The sequence below is a fragment of the Actinomadura spongiicola genome, from assembly GCF_003432485.1.
Lineage (GTDB): Bacteria > Actinomycetota > Actinomycetes > Streptosporangiales > Streptosporangiaceae > Spirillospora > Spirillospora spongiicola.
This window is the reverse complement of record NZ_QVNQ01000013.1, coordinates 70,994-90,950: the sequence shown is the minus strand read 5'-3', so window position 1 is coordinate 90,950 and position 19,957 is coordinate 70,994. Positions and strand designations below refer to the sequence as shown.

Below are 19,957 nucleotides of genomic sequence, written 5' to 3'. Positions count from 1 at the left end.
AACATAGGAGTGCAACATGCCTGATACGCACCTGCCAACTCCTGCGCTCTGGCGAGGCTTGCCCGTTCCCTGGGTGGTCCGCTGGACCGGAGAAAAGGTCGACCCTTCGCTGCGGCTCGGCTGGCAGGAGGGGCGGCTGGCCTACCGCCGCGAACTGCCCACCGACCGACGTTTCGGAGCGGTGTGGTACCGCAACCGAACCGGCAGGTCAGGCGAACCGGAATTCGCCGAAATCCATACAGGGCGGCAGTTGGCCTGCATGACCAGCGGCATTTGCCAGGTCTGTGGTGGCAATGCAGCCGAGACTGATGGTCGAATCGCCTGGCTGCTGCCGGGAGATGAATGGCCGTTGCTGACCGATCCGACCGAACCCAACCTGGTGCCGACGCCGCCCACATGTCGTGCCTGCTGGTCCCTGGCAGCGAGTTCTTGCCCGCATCTGCGGACAGTCGGCTCCGTCCCCGTCACGGCGGCAGCCGCAGTACCTGCCGCCGCTCATGGCGACCTGTACCGACTTGAACAGGCGGCACCTTGCGCCCGCAATGTCATGGTGCCGCTGACCTCTCACAGTGCCTTGCGTCGGATGCTGGCCAAGCAACTGATCGTGGAACTCCGCGACATCCGGGCCGCGGGAGACCGCACCACGGCGCAGGTGCCGGGTTCCGGTTAACACGGACCCGCGCGCTCTCCTCTCCCCATTGGTCCGACACCTTTTCCGATTGACACAGGGATGTGATTTCTAATGCCGAGCGAGCGTGAGCCGAGGCCGGATACCCCAGTACCGGACGACACAGCAGGGAAGGTGGGTGACGGGATCAAGCTTTCACGCCTGGTTGTCAGCTCCCCTGTGGACGCGATCGCTGTGGCGGCCCACCTGGTGGGCTTCCACCCTTCGCTGAGCTTGGTGGTCGTCGGTATCTCCGACCAGGAAGGGGTAATGGTAATGCGGCGCGATCTTACGCCGGCACATCAGGTCGCCGACGTCGATGCCAGCGATCTCAGCAGTGTTGAGGGATCCGAATCGGTCGACGAATGCTTGATGTCCATGCTGAAACGCAACGAGATGTCCGCGGTGCTGCTGCTCGGCTACGGACCCGAGGAACTGGTCACTCCCGCGATGAACAGCGTTTCGCAAGCCGCAGAGCAGGCCGAACTGCCGGTGTGGGTGGCGTTGCGCGTCGACCAAGGGCGTTGGTGGTCCTACACCTGCCAGGACCCCGGCTGCTGCCCGCCGGAGGGCACCCCCTACGACATCAGCACTAGCGTGATCGCCGCACAGGCGACGTTGGCCGGACAGGTCGTCCTGCACAACCGCGACGAGCTCATCGACTCAGTCGCGCCTCTCCAGGGGCCTGCGCGCACGGCGATGCAACAGGCCACCCAACGCGCTGAACAACGGATGTGTGAACGGATGACCGCCAGCGGTTCGGCTACCGACAACGCCGCCCAGGTGGTGGACGAAGGGCGGAGGTTCATCGCGGAACTCGCCGACCGGGTCCGCGACGGCCTGGCGCGGCTCACCGACGATGAAGCCGCCTGGCTCGGGCTGCTACTGCTCAGCCTTCGGCTCCGCGACGAGGCGTGGGTGCGCATCGACGTCGATCACCTGCACCAGCACATCGCGTTCTGGCGGGAGATGACCCGCCGGGTTCAAGAGCCTTACGCCGCGGCCCCGGCAAGCCTGCTGGCCTACGCCGCTTTCGCCAGTGGCGACGGCGGACTGGCCAATGTCGCTCTCGACCGCGCCGAGGCAGCCGACCCGTCCTACACGATGGCGCACCTGCTCCGTGACGTCATCGTGGCGGGCATTCCACCAAAACATGTGCGATTGAACATCACACCCGAGGAACTGGCCACTGGCTACGCCGAGCAGAAGCCCACTCAAGGCCACGATGGTTCCAACAGTCCATCCTAGTTCCGGACCACCATTCATTCGTCATCGTGCATACCTTCACCTGCGCGCCGATCCGTCCTGAAACGCGCGTAAGCAACAACTGCTGGCCCTGGCCAAACTTGGGGCAGGGCCGGTCCGAGCACAGCTCCGCTAGCTACCGTTAGCTGCCGTACGATATCTGGGTCGTGAGAAACCATATCATTGAGCGTCCCTTCAAAGGCACTAGATCAATTCGCACTAGACAGCCGACCTCAAGTTCTGTATTTCGAGAACCGCACTTCTGGATGTATTCCGTCAGCCATCACAGATGAAGGGAGGGGTCGCCGTGTCTCACCAGCTCCCTCGCTGGGTTATCCGTTCTCAGCACGCCTACCAACCAGCGCGCCTCAGCAAGCTGAGCTACACCAACCACGGGGATGCCTGCGCTGACCTGGCGCTTACGCTGGAATCCCTGGCGTTGTTCCTGCCCGGCCTGTCCAGCTTCGGCCGGGTTCTAGCGCTGCGCGAGGCCGCCGAGGCCGTCAAGAGCGGACGGTTCGACGTATGCCTCGACAACAAGATCGTTATGACGTTCCGCGTGGTCGAGCTGGACGCTCGGGGGCGGCCGCTCGGCCTTGACCAGATTCCCGACCTGACCGCGGGTCCTATCCCAGTCTCCACGATCGAAGCAGCCGAGTCTGCCGCCTTCCGGTCGGCCGACGCTCGGGACACGCGCGGTTCGCAGTGATCGTTACCACAATGCTCAGCGCGGCCATCTGGCCCGTCGGCGAGGCACTCGGCTGTAGGCCTGACCTTCGATGCGGGTGAGGTCGTCGGCCATCACCTGTCGCCGTCGCCCCTGCCATTGAAGTCCGCTCCATTCCAGCCACGCGACCTCGGCGCCCCATGCCCCGTCTGGTGCCTGCTGCCATTGCAGAAGGAAGACGGCTCCCCCTGCGGTGGCCGAGAAGACAACGGGTGCGATCACGGGCATAGCCCCTGTTCTACCCGATCGACCACACAAGGCCGAACATATATTCGCATCGATGGGCGCCTGGTGGCCACGTCCCCGTGGGAGGGCCTCTGTCTCTCGATGGGGTCACTCGGGTCGCAGTTCACCCACCGGGCCTCGCACTCCCGTCCCCACGCACCGCAGTCCGCAGTGGCTGACCACGATCAAAAGCGGCAACCGAGAAGGACGCCCCCTTCGTGGGCAACCCCAAGCAGAAGAAGGGAGGAAAGGCGTGCAAGTTGGCGACCGAGTCACGCGAAACCTGGACACCGAGTAGCCGAGCGGGCACGCAACCACGGCGAGGTCGTCAGAATCGAACAGCGCACCCTGTCCGGTCTCAACTCCAGGTGGACCACGATCCGCACCGACGACGGCGTGGAAGTCCCCCACTCGCCCGATGAACTGCTTCGGCTCTGGGAACGAGCAGATCGCTGGATCCCTGATGCTCTGTCCTGGTGGCCCGGTATTCCCGAGAGCACGCCCTACAGGCGTATCCGCGTCATCGATGTGGCCGAGGCAAACGGATATCGCTACCAGCTTCAGGGCAGCGCCGGTCGGTGGTTCATCGTCCGCGATCTCTTGGAACCCAAGCCAAACACCCCAAGACTTCGCACGAAGTTTTTTCCAAACCAGCAGATCGCGCAAGAGGTATTCACCCACTTGACCACGGTCTAAACCTCCAAGGCCAACGCTCCTACGACCTCTTCGTCGCTTGGCCCGCGTCGTACGGGTCATCTGAGACCGACGCCGTCAACGGTCGGCACCATGCCAATAACTTCAATCCCTCTCTCCGAGCAGCCCCATACACAGCAGCAACTGGGGGCCACGGCTTGAGGCTCCCCGCCTCTGCTCCACGCCAGAAACGGCTGCTGGCCTCTACCAGCCAGGATGATTTCGCCTGTGACAGGGCAGGGGCGCTGCTCTGCGCAATGACCGGCCCACACCGCCGCAGGCTGAGTCGAGCGGCACTTCTCACGACTATCAGTGCCCCATGAACCAGCGTCGCCCCTCCCTCGGATTACGGGCGTGCGAATCTTTCTCGCAAGACCAGGTGCGGACATGACCGAGCCAAACAACGCAGTACACCTATCTGCCGATTACAGCGCACCACCGGACCTGAAAACCTACGACATACTTCTTTGTAACATATCTGGCGGAAAAGACTCTCAAGCAATGCTCGATGTTGTCGTAGAAGCCACAAAAAAGGCTGACGTCGGCGATCGTCTCGTCACCGTATTTTGCGACCTCGGCGATGAGGACGAATGGCCGGGAACTAAACAACTAGCGGCCGAACACGCAGCACACTACTGCGTACGCCATGAGGTCGTATTCCGTCAAGTGCCAGACGGTGCAGGAGCGATGCGCCAGCAAGGGTTGACTGAGCACATCGAGTCTCGACGACAGCAAAAGTGGCCGGACAAGGCTCGTAGATTTTGCACAAGTGACATGAAGCGGGCCCCTGTACACAAACTCATGACCCGGCTCGTGGCTGAAAAGCGAGCCCTGGGCGTCATCGGGCGCAGGGTGCGGATTCTAAATATCATGGGGATGCGGGCTGAGGAGAGTATCGATCGGGCAGCCATGGTCCCCTATAGAAACGATGCCCGCGCTTCCAACAAAACCAAGCGCGAGGTCGATGAATGGCTGCCGTTGCTTGACTGGAAAGTGCAGCAGGTCTGGGCACGACTCGCCAAGGCACGTACCCGCATTCATCCAATCTATGCCGTGCTGCCCCGGCTCTCCTGCCGGTTCTGTGTTCTGGCGGGTCGTCGGCATCTGGTGACCGCAGCCCGGCTCGACCCAGCTGGCGCCCGCCGCCGTGCGGAACTGGAAGCAGCGATGGAACACCAGTTCAGGCCCGATGTGTCTATGGCACAGATTCTCGCCGAAGCCGAGGCGATCAACCGGGTCGATGGGCCGATAGCCGTTGATGGGCTGGAGATCCCGAAATGAATCGAAATCGGAGAATGGTGATGAAGCCCTTTACCCTCAACGAGGAGGCAGCGCGGGAGTGGCTGAGCGAGCTTGTCGTCGCGCACGAACTGGCTGATCTGGATGACCCAATTGAGAACCGAGGGAGGAGAATAGGGCCGCAAGTCCATCTTGCTTGGCGGCCCCGTGAGCCGGGCCAGGAAGACGCTGTCTCCTGCTTGATCGAGCGAGCCCATGATCAGAAGGAGGTGCTATCCCATTCCGAACACGCCACTACTGCTATTGAGTTTATCGACGACGGCAATGATTGGTGCTATCGATTCCTACTGCACGTCAGCGCCCCTGTGGCGGTGACTCTCGCTGGCCCAGCGATGGAGGTGGGGCAGCTCGGTGCTGATGCGGTGTGCGGAGTTGATGCAGCGCTTGGGATCCTCCGTGAAGCCCAGCAATCTGCAAACTCGCTCCTCGGGCAGCTCAACGCATTCGTCACAGCGATGACCCCCGACTCTTGATGCATCCACCATGGACACGCGCGAGGAATCCAGGAGCGGCCACCGCCAAAGCGAGTTGTCACCATGTGACCGGATGTAAGAGGGTCGACCCCCGTACGCGGGGGTCGACCCCTTTGATCAAATCCCATACTAGATAGCAGAACACAGTAGGAGACCGATCGCTCCCTCATGATACGCCTTCGGACACAGAGCCGGTAAGGCTGATCCGGCCACTGCCACACGCGATCATTGGTGGTTCAGGACCGTGCGACTTGGACCCTGTTGACGGCCAGGGCCCACGCGCGTCCCTGACCTTGTGGACCCGCAGCCGCGCCTTCACGACCAGCACATCCTCCCAGTGGCGGATACCCGGGCCGTCGTCGACATCGGCGGGCCACTGGCTGATCAGCGCGCAGGGGTCGAGGAGGCGCGTAGCGCGCTGGCCGACGCACCGATCTTGGCGTCGGGCCTGGCCCCTGGGTGGCCGCAGGCCAGCCGTGCCTCGCCTGACGGCTCTACCTGCATCCCTTCCAGCGGCCGGCCCCGACGGGGAACCTTGCTCCGGCATGGATGGGGTGGAAGGGTGGTGCCAGATGAACGATGACCTTGCGGCAGTGCTCTTCGACGTTGTGGAGCGACAGGAGCGGCACATCCGGGCTAACGAGTACCTGGCGATCGCCGCACTCGACGGGCAGCGCAAGTTGATGCTCAGTGACTACGACTATCTGCGGGATCGCGCCGCCGCAGTCGCGTTCGAGCAACGAGCAGCCGTCCACGTCCGCCGTGTTGCCGCAGTCCGATGGGTTCTGGCCGTCCCGCAGGTCTGGGTGATCAACGAGCGGGATGTGGCCGCTCGTGCCCCCTCTCCCCACCCGCTGCGCCCCGGGGAGGAGGAGGGCGTCACGTGGATGGGCTTTGATCAAGAAGACGGCATCGACTACGGCGTCGTGCCCTACACACGCCGGCCCAGCGGCGAACCTGTTTTCGACGACCCCAAGGTATTCACCGTACCGGTCATCCCCGGTGACCTCATGCCGGGGCACTCGCTCTTGCGCGCCCTTCTAGACGATGAATCGCCAACTGAAGACTGACTCACTACCGTGCGCTATCCAATCGCTCACGCTAATGGATCTCAGTATCGATATGTCGTAATCGCTTCTCAGCTACAAAACCGATTCTGCTTCAGCGTTGACCCATTTGTGAGCTACCGCGGGGGTGGAGCAAGCGCCACAGGAGTTGTTGGGTTTCCTCGCTCGGGTCGACTGCCAGATCCTCCAGGGAGGTCTCCAAGAGACGATAGGTACGTCGTACGGCATCAGACCGGCCGAGCTTGGCCTGCAAGGTCATGATGTGCTGGTAGATCTCTTCAGCGTAGCGGTCGAGCGATCGTGCGCGTTCGAGGACCGTAAGAGCTCGCTCGGGTTCGTGACGCTCGTAGAGGATGGCCAGGTGGATCAAGGCTTCGACGGCTTGGCGCCGTAGCGTCTCCCGTTCGGGTTCGATCCATTCGTATGCCTGCTCGAAGGATGCCTCAGCGGCCAGGTGCCCCTGGTAGGTGTCGGCGGCCTCCTGCAGCAGCACTGCCTGGTCCTGGTCGCGTTCGGCCTGTGACGCCTCATGTAGGGAGGTGTGGAAACGCCACAGGTCGACACTGATGAGTTCGGGATCGATGCCGTAGCGATCCGCGGTGCGGGCGATGAAGTTGTCATCGATTCGTCCGGTAGCTCGTTTGAGAGTCTGGCGGGTTTCGTGCAGCAGGGCGTGAAAGCGCATCACGGCATGTTTGTGGTCGACGTCCGGCCACAGCGCCGCCACAATCGCGTCGCGACTGGCGCCTTCGGCGTGGACGGCCAGATGGGTCAACAGCTCCCGGCCCTTGCCGCGAATACCGGTCTCTAGAATCTTGCCGTCAACTCTTACGGTCGGATGTCCTAGGACCTGCAAGTAGACGGGGCGGTCCCCGCGAGCCTGTGGCACCAGTGGCGCCGACCGCGTCATGGACACCGGGGGGCGCGCGGCTGTCTTCGTCTGCGCCGCAGGCTGGGGTTCTGATTCGGGCTCTGGGGCGCCGTGCGCGCTGCGGATCAGTTCGAGGACCTGGTCGGCATCCTGTTGCTGGATGTGGAAGAGGCGTAGCCCGTCCCAGATGTCGGTGCCAGCACCGGTCCAGGAGGTGACCTGTGCCGCGTCGTCGAGATGCACTGTGGGGCCGACCGGGTGCTCGCCGAGAGTGATGATGGCGATGTCGTAATCGGAGGCGGCCACAGTTACGGCTTCCAAGCGGCGCTGCTGCTCTGGGGCGGAGGTAGCCATCAGGACCAGTCGGGGCAGGGGCTCGGTCGGGTCGGCCTGACGGACCGCCTCTAGGTCTTGGCTGTCGGGCGCGGTGTCGAGCAGGCGAGCACGGTGGATGCGCTCGGACGCCAGCAGCCGCAGTGCCGCGTTCAGGTCAGCGGTAACGCGCAAGGCTCGGGCGTATTGGGTGAGCTCTTCGACCTGGTCGGGGTTTAGTGCGAGAACCTGGCTTGCGTCACTGCGGGGGATGAGGATCTCCACATCGTGGTCACCCGCGTGCATCAGGAACGTGAGCAGCAGTGCTCGGGCGACCGCGATCCCACCGGGCCCTTTCAGTCCGACGAGGAATCCGCCGATCGGAACTGTGATCTCTTGGTGGTCACGTACTCCCAGGACGATCCGACCGCTGGATGGCAGCGGAAACAGGTGGAGTCGACTGGGCTCGTCGGGTGGCTGTTCAGGATCGGAACTTTGCGCTTCGCGGCCGAGGTCGACGCGCCGTAGTCGGCGGATGGTCGGCGACGGTGGCGGTTCGTGGCGGGCCAGATCGGGGCCGGTGGCGGGTGTGCGATGCCGGCGGCGCCGGTGCAGCCGGGTGACCACGAGCGCGGTGCCGACACCGGCTGCGAACGACAGGCCGACGATCGCGCCGGAGGGGAGGTCCACCGTGAATGGGTGATCTGTGGAGGCGGGTGGGCTCGTGGGAGATGAGCCTTGCGATGTGGCCGATTCCGACGGGATTCCAGATGTTGTCGCCGTCTCCGACGGGGTGGGTGGTGGCGTCGGCTGGGAGGGGGCGGTCTGAGTGGCCGGTGGTGAGGGTGGCGGGCTGCCTGAGTTACCGTCGCCCTGCTCGTGAGGTGGCCTGGCGGTCGGGCTGGCCGGTGGCGCATGCCGGGTTTTGAGGGTGTAGGTGATCTCGACGCGGCGGTTGCGTGCTCGCCCGGATGGGTCGTCGCTGCCGTCCGCGTGGGTCTCGACGGCGATCGGCGTGCGCTCGCCTTTGCCACTGACTTCGAACCGAAAGCCGTGGGCTGCCAGCTCACCGAGCGCCTCTCGGACGGTGCGAGCCCGTTGGATCGACAGGCGCTGGTTGTAGTCGGCGGGGCCGTGTGCGTCCGTGTGGCCGACGATGCTGATCGGCTGTGCCGGGTCGGCATCGGTTCCGATGTCGCGGGTTGTCCGAGCCAGAGCCTCCTTGACAGGCGTAGACAACTGGGCAGACCCGAACCCGAATCGCACCGTGACTTGGTGTCTCTGCGGGCGGGTGGCCGACTGGCCAGGCGCCGCATCCCGGTTCAGGGGCCTGACGCGGCTCGTGAGAGTGGAGGGCGAATCGTACTGGCCGCCCACCGCACTGTCGGAATCGGTGGTTGCTGAGGGGGACTGCGTGTATGGGGGCGGGGCCGCGGCAGCCACATTGTGAGGCACGGAGGGGAGCGTGCTTGCTCGGCTCACGGCAGCTGTCGTTCCGATGACGGCCACACCCAGCGTGGTGACCAGGAGCGCAGCCAGACGTTGAGGGCCATCCAGTCCTGGAATGTGCGGCGCGGGTCGGCCCCGCAGCCGGGCACCGGTCTCCAGCACCAGCAGTGCAATCCAGATCAGCCAAAAGCCCCAGGCGACGTAGGTGAGGAAGCCGAGAAACAGCGTTCCGTCGTCGCGTCGGGACAAGGTAGAAAGGATCTCGTCCCAGTCGAGGATCCGCTCGGGGATCGGCGATCCGGCGAGCGCAACGAACAGGTACGGCACGCCGACTGTGACCGCGCCTAGTACCAGGGCCGAGCCTATGCCCCGCAAGACTCTGCCGATGCGGCGGCGCCACCGACGTGGCGAGGGGGAGGGAACCATGAAGATCCGTGTGCTGAAAATTGACTCCTGTGCTTCGACGGTGGGGAGGTCGTCGTCCTTACTGAATTAGCACGTAACAGCAGCACACGGCAACGATGGGGCGTTCGTACTGCTGAGGCTCGCCGACATTGAAGGATTGGAATTCAGCTTCGTTCGGTGAGTTCGCCGGCTTGCAGTGATCGGTTTGGGCACTGCAGGTTGCGCAAACGAGCTGGGGAGACATGAATTCGTCGTCCGGAGGCGCCTGGAGACGGCCTCGCCGGAGATCGCAAGAGGCCAGAACCAGTCAGGTCCCTCGCCGTGGCGACGGCTCGCTCCGCTGAGAGGTGGGCCCACACCGATGTACCGCCGCTGTCTCATCGCTACGACACCGGCTGGTGAGTAACCGGTCCGATCAGTTGTACTGGTAGATTGATGAATCCTCGCAGATTACTGCCCCGCTCGCGGTGCGGTTGTCCGCTGAGCTCGATTGTTGGATAACGGCGTAGCATGCGGCGAAAGAACTCGGTCGCTTCTAGCCGAGCAAGGTGGGCTCCGAGGCAGTAGTGGATACCACTCCCGAAGGACAATGGCGGAGCTTGGGTGCGGTTGATGTTGAAGTGGTCAGGGTCGGTGAATTGCGCCGGGTCGCGGTTGGCTGCAGCGAGAAGGGCGATGACGAATTGCCCGGGTACCAGCTCGATGTCAGATAGCGTGCATGGCTGAAGGACGGTGCGCGGGTTGAGGTGGGCGGGCGGCTCAAAGCGCAGGATCTCCTCGATCGCGCGGGGTATCAGGTCGGGGTTCGAACGAAGTAGATCCAGTTGATCAGGATGGGTGAGCAGGGTATGCAGGCCGTTGCCGAGCAGCTTGGCGGTGGTCTCCAGCCCGGCTCCAAGAAGCAAGATCGCGGTGGCGATCATCTCGGTGTCGGTCAAAGCTTCGTCATCTCGGGCAACCGCCAACCGGGTGAGCAGGTCACCTTTGTGGTGGCGGCGTTTGTGGGTGAGCAGGCGGGTGAAGTAGTCGGCCAGTTCGGCTTCCGCCTCGGCGGCCCTGCCAAGAATGGTGGGATCGGTGAAGGGTTCGAAGACTTTCATGGCTTGGGGCACCAAGGTGGCGAGCCGTGGCCGGTCGGCGGAGGGTACGCCGAGCAGTTCGCCGATCACTTGGGTGGGGAGCGGGAAGGCGACGGTGCTGATGAAGTCTCCGCCGGGCTGTTGGGCTAGTTGGTTCAGGAGTTGGTCGCTGTGCCTGCCGATCGTTGCCGTCAGGGCCCCGACGTGGCGATGTGTGAAGGCGGAGCTGACCAGTCGGCGTAGCCGGGTGTGGTGCGGTGGATTGGCGAACACCATGGTGTGCCGCCAGCGGTTCATAACCGCTTCGGCCTCATCCTGCGGTAGGTACTTGAGGTGAGCAACGCTCTCGTCGCCTCGTCCAAGGGCTCGGTGGCGGAGAGCGGATTCGACGTCGCTGTAGCGGGATAGAACGATCCAGTCCGAGCCGGTGCGAAGGATGGGTGCCTGGTCTCTTAGTTGCCGGTATAGGACGAACGGATCCACCTCGGGATCACCGGCCAGGATCTGACGTAGCAGGCGCGTGGGCTCACCGGACGTTGCGGGCGAGGCATGAGGTTCTTCCACGGTGCTTTCCGATCGCGTCGGCAAGTCGGAGGGACTGTGCGCTGCGCGTGCTCGTGTAGTTATGAGTCAGAGCGGGGGGCAATCACTGGAAGGCGACGCGCATAACGGTTCTGCTCCGCGTTGATGTCGGCTAAAGCTTCGGCCATATCTTGAGTGATCAAATCCTCGCGGACGAAGACAGTGTGGACGCTGCCCTGGAGATCGAGCACGGCTGGCTGTAGCGGGGCGGGCATCTGTTCTGGTGGGAGCCGGTGCATCCTGATCTCGGGTCTCGGCTCGGTCGGGGTGGTAAGCGAAATAGTGGTTTGGGTATAGCGGTTGGCTAACGCCTCGAACTCACGGGCGAGTTCCTCAGAGATCTTGTCTGCGCGGCAGTAGTAGATCCAGCCTGCAAAAGTCCTGTGAACTAAGACAGGACCAAGCCTTTCGTCCATTTCCTCCGGACCTAGCCTGACGAATCGTGACGGGATGCTCATTTCATCCCCCTACGGCTTAGCGAATTCTCGGGTTTCTGTCGATCATAATCATGGACAGTCGATGCACACTCCCTCTGCCACATAGGTCCGAACGTATCCCCCTCAAATCGAAGGCGCCCCCGTGTCCGCGTCATCTGGGGGTTCGCTCAGGCGCCGGGTCTGGCGGCGGACGAACTCCTCGGCCATTCGGCGGAGCATGCGCTTGTCCTCATCTGGCAGGTCTCTCGCCAGGCGGAACAAGATCCATTCATCCGAGCCGAGCCTGACTTCGCTGATCTCATACTCCAGCCACTGACGTGCGGCCAGAGTTTTCACCAGTTCTTCGGGGACCTCCATGGCGGCGGCCAGGGCGCGCATCTGCCATGGCTCAGGAGCCTTGGCCACCTGCCCCGCCGCCAGCTTGCTGATCCACTGAAACCCGAGCGTCTGTCCGCTCTGCGGGTCGGTCGCACGTACAGCCATGCGTCGATAGCTGAGCCCAGAAGCGTTGTGATCGCGGACGAACTCGCTGAGCGCCAGTTGCCGCGGTTCGGGTGTCGTTGCCATGCGCCTCTCCTCACCCGCCCGTCCCTCTTTACAACCCTACCCGACAGTGTCTTACTATCTCGACAGATCGTCCTAGTTTCGCGACAGAGGACGGAGATCATGAGGCGACACTACGGTCCGGCTGATACAGCGCGGAGCCCTGACATCTCGCCTGCTCACACACCCTCCCTTCATCAAACACTCCTGTTCGCCGCGCTGCTGATCAGTGCATGCGGCGGCAACGATGACCCAGTGTCACTCCCCTCCAGCCGGGCACCCAGCCCACCAGCGGCATCGACGACGGTCCAGGACGCGGTTAAACACAGCTACAGCCAGTACTGGGTGGTACTCCCCCAGGCTGAACAGTCCGCCCGCCCACAGCATCGCCGTGAGCTCCTCGGGCAATACGCAGCGCAGCCGCTCCTCGACGACGTACTCGGCAATATCGAAGAGCTCCACGCCAAGAACCTGACCTCCATCGGGCACATCGTTGTTCGCATCGAAAAGGTGCAGGTCAAAGGGAACCAGGCGACGGTGTGGGATTGCCAGAACAGCACGAATGCGCAGCTGAAGAACTCCCGCACAGGGAAGATCACCAGTCGCGGGACACCAAACGATCATCTACGAGCAACACTTGCGCGAGGATCTGATCGGCAATGGCGTATCACTCGCATCTCTCCACTAGGACGCTGCTAGGGCGTCCGCTATCGATAACGGCGACGGGCCTGGCTGTCGCGATGACCTGCGCCGTAGCACCCGCGGGTGTCGCAATGGCGCGACAAGACCCGATTCCGCCAGAGCCTTACCCGTGGGGCTATGGCTACGGCGCCGAGAAGCCCGGCCACGGCGGCAACTCCGGCGGTGGCGACGGCGGGAACAGAGCACCAGACCCACCCGCGGGCGGAGACGAGGGTGATGGCGCCGCTGGCCCCGTAACCATCTGTGGTGCGTGGCGGTACGGAACCGACGTATGCGGTCCCTTCACCTTCCCTGGAGAAGCTCCCGCAGGCAACGCGCCAGCTCCGACCGTGTCGCCTGTGCAGTTGGCCCAGCAAGCGTGGGGGCGGCTTCCGATCCCCAAACCCGAAGTGCGGACCGCACCGCCGCGTGGGTCGGAGGGACTGGTGGGACTGCCGCAGTGGTTCTGGGTGACCAACTGGACCAGCCACACCGATCGAGTGTCGGCCGGCGGTGTCTGGGCCCAGGTCACAGCACGACCGACCAGCTTGGTGATCAATCCGGGGTCGGGGTTGCCATCGGTGAACTGTAGCGGCGCCGGCCGGGCCTACGACCGCAGGCTCCCCGCACACGCGCAGCGGTCAGAGTGCTCCTACACCTATCAGCGTTCGTCGGCGGGTCTGCCGGGGTCGGCGTATCAGGTGACGGTGACCGTGACGTGGGGTGGGACCTGGGTCGGTTCCGGAGGGGCCGGGGGTGCGCTACCGGCCTTGTCGCGGTCGGCAACGTTCTCGCTGCGAGTCGCCGAGGGCCAAGCGGTGACGGGAGGTCGATGATGGCGCGCAAAGCCCCATACGTCCAGGAGTACACCCCTGCACCCAGCTCCGATGGCCATCAATCGCGCGGCCCAGATCCGCTGCCTACTCTCCCGCGGCAGCGGCGCCGCCGGATGGTCGTCATCGGCATGCTGCTGGTTCTGGCCGGGGCGCTGTCGGCCGCCTACCTCTACACCGGGATCGGTGATCGCACAGCGGTCGTGATAGTCGCCCGCGATGTGTCCGTCGGCTCCCAGATCACCGTGTCGGACGTAGCGACCACGCAGGTGGACGCTGGCCAAGGCGTGTCGCTCATACCCGGGCGGCAACTCCAGCAAGTCGTGGGGCGGGTCGCAGCTGTGGATCTGCACAAGGGCACGCTGCTGGCACCCTCGCAGGTGACCACTGAGTTGAGTCCACGACCAGGTCAGCAAGTGGTCCCGGTCGCGCTCAAGGCCAGTCAGCTCCCAGCCCGGGGGCTGGCGCCAGGTGACCAAGTCCTAGTGATCGCCGCCCCTGGCCAACAAGGACAAGACCCCGCAGCCCCTGGGACCAGAGATCAGCTGACGCAGGATACGGCGGCGACTGTTGATCGGGTCAGTGCCCCCGATGCCGAAGGCAGCGTGCGGGTCGACCTCGTGGTCGACGCCCGGGTGGGCCCGGCGATTGCCAAGCAGGCATCCACTGGGCGGCTGGCGGTGGTGGTGACCTCACGGAGGCCGCAGTGAGCATGATCGCCTTCACCAGCCCCGGAGACGCCCCCGGCACCACCACCACGACTTTTGCGATGGCGCTGACCTGGCCGAGCCGGGTGCTACTGGCCGAGTGCTCCCCGGCAGGCGGACAGATTCTGCGCGGCTACTTCCAGTGCCATACACCGCCGGTGGGCGGGCTGTGGGATCTGGCGCTGGCCGCCGTGCGCGGCTCGGACGCCGCCAGGACCGCGCTGTGGGAGCAGACCATCGCCTTGGACGACGAACGCCAGCATCTACTACTTCCCGGTTTGGTCGACCCTTTCCTGGCAACCGAGTTCTCGGCGGCCACCTGGGACAATCTGGCGGCCACATTCTCGGCGCTGCCGTTCACCGTGCTCGCTGACACCGGGCCCATCAGCCCGGAGCAGCCCTTCGCGTTGTTGCGCGCCGCCGAGCTGGTAACCGTTGTAATGCGGCCGACGCTGGCTCAGGTCGCTGCGGCACGCCCGCGGATTGCCCGACTCCGTCAAGCCCTGGGCCCGACCGTGCCGTTGGCGTTGTGCCTGATTGGGGGGCGCCCCTACACCGTGCGCGACCTTCGCACCGAACTCGGCGAGTTCGCGGTGACGGCCACGCTGCCGATCGACGAAAAGGCCGCCAGCGTGCTGTCGCGGGGCGGCGGCAGCGATCGGGCCCGTCGACGAATTGAAGTCAGTCCGCTCATGCGCGCTGCCCGCACCGCCGCAAACCAAGCGTTGAGCTTCACGACCGCACAACGCATGGCCTTGACCGGACCGAGTTCCGGACGGGCCCCAGCGGTGGGAGAGGGGCGGCAATGAGCAACCGTTCACTGTGGCCCACCGGTGGATCGGTTGGATGGCCCAGCTCGGTTACTGGACACCATTCAACCGGCGGTCTCGTGGACCGGCGCCCGGCTGGTTGGAGACCGGGCGCTCTGCCCGGGGCGCGGGCGGGTGTAGAGGAGGCAGCCGTGCGCAGCGCGGTCGCCGACATCAACCAGGCCCTCGATGACCAAATCACTGCGGACACCACGCCAGAGCAGGCGCGGACGCTCATCGCCGCCGAGGTACGGGCGTGGATCGCCGACCAGGCCGGCTCGGGCCGCTACCGGCTCACCGCAGAACTGGAAGCGCGACTGGTCGGCGCCGTCTACAACGAACGGTTCGGGCTCGGAGCGCTCCAGCCGCTCCTGGAGGACCCAGACATCGAAACGATCGACGTCAACGGCGCGCACCAAGTCTGGGTCAACTACGCCGACGGCCGTAAAGAGCCGGGTGAACCGGTCGCCGACTCCGACGCGCAACTGGTCGAGCTGATCCGCCGGTGGGGCGCCTACCAGGGCCAGACCGCCCGCGACTTCTCGCCCGCCAAGCCCAAGCTTCGTTTGGCGTTGCCGGATGGCTCGCGGCTGACCGCGCTGATGACGGTGACGCCGTGGCCGTGCCTATCGATCCGGCGACACCGGATGCTCGACGTCGACCTGGACCAGCTCGTCGACTACGGCACCCTCGACCCGGGCTTACGGGAGTTCTTGCGCGCCGCCGTCCGGTCCCGCAAGGACATCGTGGTGACCGGCGGGATGGGCAGCGGCAAGACCACCTTCGCCCGCGCGCTGGCCGCCGACATCGACCGCGACGAACGCATCGTCACCGTCGAGAACGAGTACGAATTGTTCCTGCACACGCTGCCGCACCGGCACGCGGACATCGTGGCGATGGAAGCCCGCGAGCCCAACGCCGAAGGCGTCGGCGGCATCCCGGTCCGCCAGCTGGTCACCGACGCGCTACGCCTGAACGCCAAACGGATCATCGTCGGCGAAGTCCTCGGCGACGAGCTGGTGCCGATGCTGACCGCGATGAACACCGGCGGCGAAGGCTCGCTATGCACCATCCACGCCGACTCGGCAGGCGAAGTGTTCGCCCGGATGCTGATCCTGGCCGACTCCGGCGGCCTGACCTACCCGCCCGCCACGCTCTTCCACCTCGCGGGCATGGCGGTGGACTTCGTCGTCCACCTCACCCACCAGGTCCACCACCAGCACGGCCACCCAGTGAATCAACGGTACGTCTCCGAAGTACTGGAGGTGCTGCCGCCCGGCGACACCGACGAACCAGCCAGCAACCAGGTCTACGTCCCCGGACGGGACGGTCGGGCGGTGCCACACACCCTGCCGCAGTGCGCCGCCGAGCTGGAAGCAGCCGGGTTCAACCTGTCCTACTTCCAAAGGGGGGCGGCCCGATGACCAACAACGCCGTTCTCGCCGCGCTAGCCGCCAGCCTGGTCATCGCCGGCCTGCTGCTGATCGTGGCGGCCTGGACCCGCACGGATCTACTGCCCGAACCACCCGCCGGTCGCCCGCGACGGCACTGGACGAAATGGCGATCGCGCCGCACCCTCGTGGAAGCCACCGCGGCCGTGGCCACGGGCGCCGGAGGGTGGGCGGCCACTGGGTGGCCAGTGGCCGCGATCGCGGTTGCCGCCGCCGTCATCGCCCTGCCACGCCTGCTGGGCGGACGGCCCGCGCAGCGACGCATCGCTCGGCTGGAAGCCATGGAGGCATGGACCCGCCAGCTCGCCGACATCCTCACTACCGGCACCGGCATCGAAGAGGCACTGCTGACCACCGCATCCAGCCCGCCCGGCCCGATCGCCGCCGAAGTGACCGCGCTGCGGCGACGGCTGGAGTACCGCGTCACCACCGAAGACGCGCTGCGCGCCTTCGCCGACGACCTGGCACACCCGGTCGGTGACACCATCGCCGCCACCCTGATCATCGCCTCCCAGGTCCGCGGACGCGGGCTGCACCAGGTGCTCACCGCGCTCGCCGACACCGTGGCCAAGGACGTGGCCATGCAGCGCGAGATCGATGCCGAACGCGCCACCCACCGCACCACCGCCCTCTGGGTCATGGTCGCACTCGCCGTGTTCGTCGGCTTCGCCATGCTCAACCGCACCTACGTGGCCCCGTTCGGCACCCCGGCCGGGCAGCTGATGCTCGTCCTCGTCGTCGCGCTGTACGCCGGAACCGTCGTGTGGCTACACCGGCTGGCCTCGCCCGCACCGGGCCACCGATTCTTGCCAGAACACCGGAGACGCCGATGACGATCACATTGGTGCTCGCGGCCGGGGGCCTCGTCGGGCTGGGACTGTTCCTCTGCATCAGAGAACTCTTCCCCGCCCCGCCGCAACTGGCCGCCGCCGTAGACCGCTTCGCCCCGCCAATACGACGCCCAGCGGCCGACGTTGTCCCCCATGGTCGAACAGCACAGACCGGACGGTGGCTGGCGACACGCATCACGGGAACCGCCCTCGACGTTAGGATCCCGCGCCGGGACCTGGCGCTCATCGGCAAGTCCACGGAGGAGTACCTGGTCCAAAAGCTCGCCATGACCGGCCTCGGGCTCGCCGTGCCGACCGTGCTGTGGACACTGCTGATGCCGCCCGTGCCGTGGCTGGTCAGCACCGGCTCCACCGTGGCCTACGCCGCCATCATGTTCGCCGCGCCTGACATCGCGCTGCGCAGCCAAGCCAAAGAAGCACGCGAAGAGTTCAAGATCGCGCTCATCGCCTACCTCGACCTAATCAAAATGGCCCGCGCCAGCGGCGCCGGCCCCGGCGAGGCCCTGGAAACCCCCGCGCGTGTGTGCCGAGGCTGGGCGTTCCAACGGATCGCCGCCACCGTAGACCCCGCGGCCCGGGGCACCCGCGACCCGTGGGACGAACTCGCCCGCCTGGCCGATCAGATCGGCGTCCACGAACTCGCCGACACCGCCGCCATCGCCCACCGCGCTGGCACCCAAGGCGCCGCGATCCTCGACAGCCTCACCGCCAAGGCCGCCTCCCTACGCGAGCAGCAACTCGCCGCCGCGCTCGCCCGCGCCAAATCCCGCACCGAGACCATGACCCTGCCCGTCGCCCTGTCGGTTCTGGGCTATCTAATCCTGCTCGGCTACCCCGCCTACGCCCGCATCACCGGTTCGTAACACAGCTATGGAGGTCATCCCTGCTATGAAGCCGCAGCTCCCACCAGACTTGGCCTACCTGCGCGCCCGTCTCGACATGTGGCGCGGCGAAGCGCGGGACCGCGGCAGCATCACCCTCGAATGGATGGTGATCATCGGCATCCTCTTCGCCGCCGCCATCTGGGCCGCCACCAAGATCGTGTCCGCGATCCACTCTCACGCCAACCAGATCAAATAGGGCCGCCACAATGGACCCAGGCACCATGAGCGATGACCGGGGCAGCATCACGCTAGAGACCGTCATCGCCGTACCCATCGCCTTGCTGGCCGTCCTGCTGACGATCAACGCCGCGCTGTGGTTCCACGCCCGCAACACCGCCCTGGCCGCCGCCCAAGAAGGCGTCCGCACCGCCCGTGCTTACGGCGCCGATCCCGCCCAGGCCAGCACCACCGCCCTCACCTTCGCCCGCAGCAACAACGAGGGCTTCCTCCAGTCTCCGAGCGTGGACACCAGCGACAGCACCGCCACCACCATCGTGGTCCGCGTGCGTGGAACCGCCATATCCGTGATTCCTGGCCTGCATCTGCGCGTCGACCAAGTCGCCCGCGGCCCCATCGAACGATTCACGGTGCCGTCCGGAAACAGCGTCACCGGAGGCGGGTGATGCGCGAACATCCTGCCCCGCGTCCCCGCCACACGATCTCCACGTCGAGCGGTTACGGCGATCGCGGATCGGTGACGCTGGAGCTCGTCGTCTTCGCCCCCGCGCTGATCGTCATGCTGCTGTTCGTCATCGCTGCCGGACGCATCACCCAAGCTCACCAGGCAGTAGAGGCCGCCGCACGCGACGCCGCACGCCAAGCCAGCATCGCCCGCGACCCGGCCACCGCCCAGACGATCGCGACCAGCAGCGCCCAAGCAGCGCTCACCCGCGAAGGCATGAACTGTCCCGCGCACGTCAGCGTCGACACCTCCGGGTTCGCCCGCCCCCTCGGAACCGCAGCCACCGTCACCGCGCATGTGACGTGCACCGTCCAGCTCGCCGACGTTTCCCTAGCCGGAGTCCCCACCACCACCGTGAAATCGCATTTCACCAGCCCCATCGACCCATACCGCGGGCGGCAACCATGAGATGGAGCATCCTTACCACCACTCGGAAACTGCGGACCCGAGACGACGGAACGATCAGCCTGCTCGTCATCGTGTTCTTCCTCGCCCTGCTGGCCGCCGCAGGCCTTGTTGTCGACGGCGGCACCAAACTCCGCGCCGCCCGCGAAGCCTCCGCCGTGGCCGAGGAAGCCGCCCGTGCCGGCGCGGGACGGATCGACCGCGACCGCGCCTACGCCGAAGGGGGCCGGTTCGTCATCGACCGTACCGCCGCTGTAAGCGCCGCCCGCGCGTACCTAGCCAGCAGCGGAAACACCGGGTCCGTCAGTATCACCAACGGCCGAAAAATCCGCGTGACCGTTACCATCAGCGAACCCGCCATCCTGCTGTCAGCTATCGGCATCAGTGACCTCCAGGTGACCAAGACCGCCACCGCCGACCTACTCCAAGGCGTCGAGCGGGAGCACCATGGGTTTTAACCCATCCGCATACCGGTGCCGAGGCCTGCAAGCAACCCGGGGCGCTCCACGGTAGGGTGCACCGCGATGATGCGGGGGTCGAACGCGCGCTGATGGTTGTACCGGTGCCAGTCCCACGGTGA

Annotated in this window: 21 protein-coding genes; 17 read left to right on the top strand and 4 right to left on the bottom strand. The window is 65.4% G+C overall.

Annotated elements, in window-relative coordinates:
• The first annotated feature begins 16 nt into the window (after positions 1-16).
• From D0T12_RS35090 to D0T12_RS31530, 7 genes are all read left to right on the top strand, one after another.
• Positions 17-670, top strand: coding sequence for a hypothetical protein (locus D0T12_RS35090; RefSeq protein WP_147339705.1), 654 nt, complete (start codon positions 17-19; stop codon positions 668-670).
• 132 nt (positions 671-802) lie between these two features.
• Entirely contained in the window at positions 803-1,915 is a 1,113-nt protein-coding gene (locus D0T12_RS31550) for a DUF4192 domain-containing protein (RefSeq protein WP_158581700.1), read from the top strand.
• 304 nt (positions 1,916-2,219) lie between these two features.
• The gene (locus D0T12_RS31545) at positions 2,220-2,621 is read left to right on the top strand and encodes a hypothetical protein (protein ID WP_147339704.1); all 402 of its coding nucleotides are present in this window, start codon (positions 2,220-2,222) and stop codon (positions 2,619-2,621) included.
• 639 nt (positions 2,622-3,260) lie between these two features.
• Positions 3,261-3,560: a hypothetical protein gene (locus tag D0T12_RS35085; RefSeq protein WP_147339703.1), complete on the top strand. Its 300-nt coding sequence runs from the start codon at positions 3,261-3,263 to the stop codon at positions 3,558-3,560.
• Positions 3,561-3,944: 384 nt separating this feature from the next.
• Complete coding sequence (locus tag D0T12_RS31540; RefSeq protein WP_117404307.1) at positions 3,945-4,838, top strand: phosphoadenosine phosphosulfate reductase domain-containing protein; 894 nt, start codon at positions 3,945-3,947, stop codon at positions 4,836-4,838.
• Positions 4,839-4,852: 14 nt separating this feature from the next.
• Entirely contained in the window at positions 4,853-5,329 is a 477-nt protein-coding gene (locus D0T12_RS31535; RefSeq protein WP_117404306.1) for a hypothetical protein, read from the top strand.
• A gap of 572 nt (positions 5,330-5,901) precedes the next feature.
• A complete protein-coding gene (locus D0T12_RS31530) occupies positions 5,902-6,399 on the top strand; it encodes a hypothetical protein (RefSeq protein ID WP_117404468.1) in 498 nt (165 codons plus the stop codon).
• Between the two features lie 91 nt (positions 6,400-6,490).
• On the opposite strand, the gene D0T12_RS31525 is transcribed toward D0T12_RS31530, so the two are convergent.
• From D0T12_RS31525 to D0T12_RS31510, 4 genes are all read right to left on the bottom strand, one after another.
• Positions 6,491-9,355, bottom strand: coding sequence for an OmpA family protein (locus D0T12_RS31525; protein ID WP_158581699.1), 2,865 nt, complete (start codon positions 9,353-9,355; stop codon positions 6,491-6,493).
• Between the two features lie 461 nt (positions 9,356-9,816).
• A complete protein-coding gene (locus D0T12_RS31520; RefSeq protein WP_147339701.1) occupies positions 9,817-11,076 on the bottom strand; it encodes a cytochrome P450 in 1,260 nt (419 codons plus the stop codon).
• A 59-nt stretch (positions 11,077-11,135) separates the two neighbouring features.
• Positions 11,136-11,552, bottom strand: a complete 417-nt coding sequence (locus D0T12_RS31515) for a hypothetical protein (protein WP_147339700.1) — start codon at positions 11,550-11,552, stop codon at positions 11,136-11,138.
• Between the two features lie 102 nt (positions 11,553-11,654).
• The gene (locus D0T12_RS31510) at positions 11,655-12,098 is read right to left on the bottom strand and encodes a hypothetical protein (RefSeq protein ID WP_117404298.1); all 444 of its coding nucleotides are present in this window, start codon (positions 12,096-12,098) and stop codon (positions 11,655-11,657) included.
• Positions 12,099-12,197: 99 nt separating this feature from the next.
• On the opposite strand from D0T12_RS31510, the gene D0T12_RS35080 reads away from it, so the two are divergent.
• The 10 genes from D0T12_RS35080 to D0T12_RS31460 all read left to right on the top strand — a co-directional run bounded on the left by D0T12_RS35080 (position 12,198) and on the right by D0T12_RS31460 (position 19,835).
• The gene (locus D0T12_RS35080) at positions 12,198-12,773 is read left to right on the top strand and encodes a hypothetical protein (RefSeq protein WP_147339699.1); all 576 of its coding nucleotides are present in this window, start codon (positions 12,198-12,200) and stop codon (positions 12,771-12,773) included.
• A gap of 931 nt (positions 12,774-13,704) precedes the next feature.
• Positions 13,705-14,298, top strand: coding sequence for an SAF domain-containing protein (locus D0T12_RS31500; protein ID WP_158581698.1), 594 nt, complete (start codon positions 13,705-13,707; stop codon positions 14,296-14,298).
• Positions 14,295-15,104 (top strand): hypothetical protein, encoded by an 810-nt coding sequence (locus tag D0T12_RS31495; RefSeq protein WP_117404292.1) that lies wholly within the window; start codon positions 14,295-14,297, stop codon positions 15,102-15,104. The genes D0T12_RS31500 and D0T12_RS31495 overlap by 4 nt, the downstream gene beginning before the upstream one ends.
• A 152-nt stretch (positions 15,105-15,256) precedes the next feature.
• Positions 15,257-16,528 (top strand): CpaF family protein, encoded by a 1,272-nt coding sequence (locus D0T12_RS31490; protein WP_158581697.1) that lies wholly within the window; start codon positions 15,257-15,259, stop codon positions 16,526-16,528.
• Complete coding sequence (locus D0T12_RS31485; RefSeq protein WP_117404289.1) at positions 16,525-17,388, top strand: type II secretion system F family protein; 864 nt, start codon at positions 16,525-16,527, stop codon at positions 17,386-17,388. Before D0T12_RS31490 ends, D0T12_RS31485 begins: the two co-directional genes overlap by 4 nt.
• Entirely contained in the window at positions 17,385-18,269 is an 885-nt protein-coding gene (locus D0T12_RS31480; RefSeq protein WP_117404288.1) for a type II secretion system F family protein, read from the top strand. Before D0T12_RS31485 ends, D0T12_RS31480 begins: the two co-directional genes overlap by 4 nt.
• Positions 18,270-18,294: 25 nt before the next feature.
• On the top strand, positions 18,295-18,486 hold the full coding sequence (locus D0T12_RS31475) for a hypothetical protein (RefSeq protein WP_117404287.1): 192 nt from the start codon (positions 18,295-18,297) through the stop codon (positions 18,484-18,486).
• A 25-nt stretch (positions 18,487-18,511) separates the two neighbouring features.
• On the top strand, positions 18,512-18,913 hold the full coding sequence (locus D0T12_RS37100; RefSeq protein ID WP_158581696.1) for a TadE family protein: 402 nt from the start codon (positions 18,512-18,514) through the stop codon (positions 18,911-18,913).
• Positions 18,913-19,380, top strand: a complete 468-nt coding sequence (locus D0T12_RS31465; protein ID WP_117404285.1) for a TadE/TadG family type IV pilus assembly protein — start codon at positions 18,913-18,915, stop codon at positions 19,378-19,380. The genes D0T12_RS37100 and D0T12_RS31465 overlap by 1 nt, the downstream gene beginning before the upstream one ends.
• Positions 19,377-19,835, top strand: coding sequence for a pilus assembly protein TadG-related protein (locus tag D0T12_RS31460; RefSeq protein WP_117404284.1), 459 nt, complete (start codon positions 19,377-19,379; stop codon positions 19,833-19,835). The genes D0T12_RS31465 and D0T12_RS31460 overlap by 4 nt, the downstream gene beginning before the upstream one ends.
• Positions 19,836-19,957: the final 122 nt, after the last annotated feature.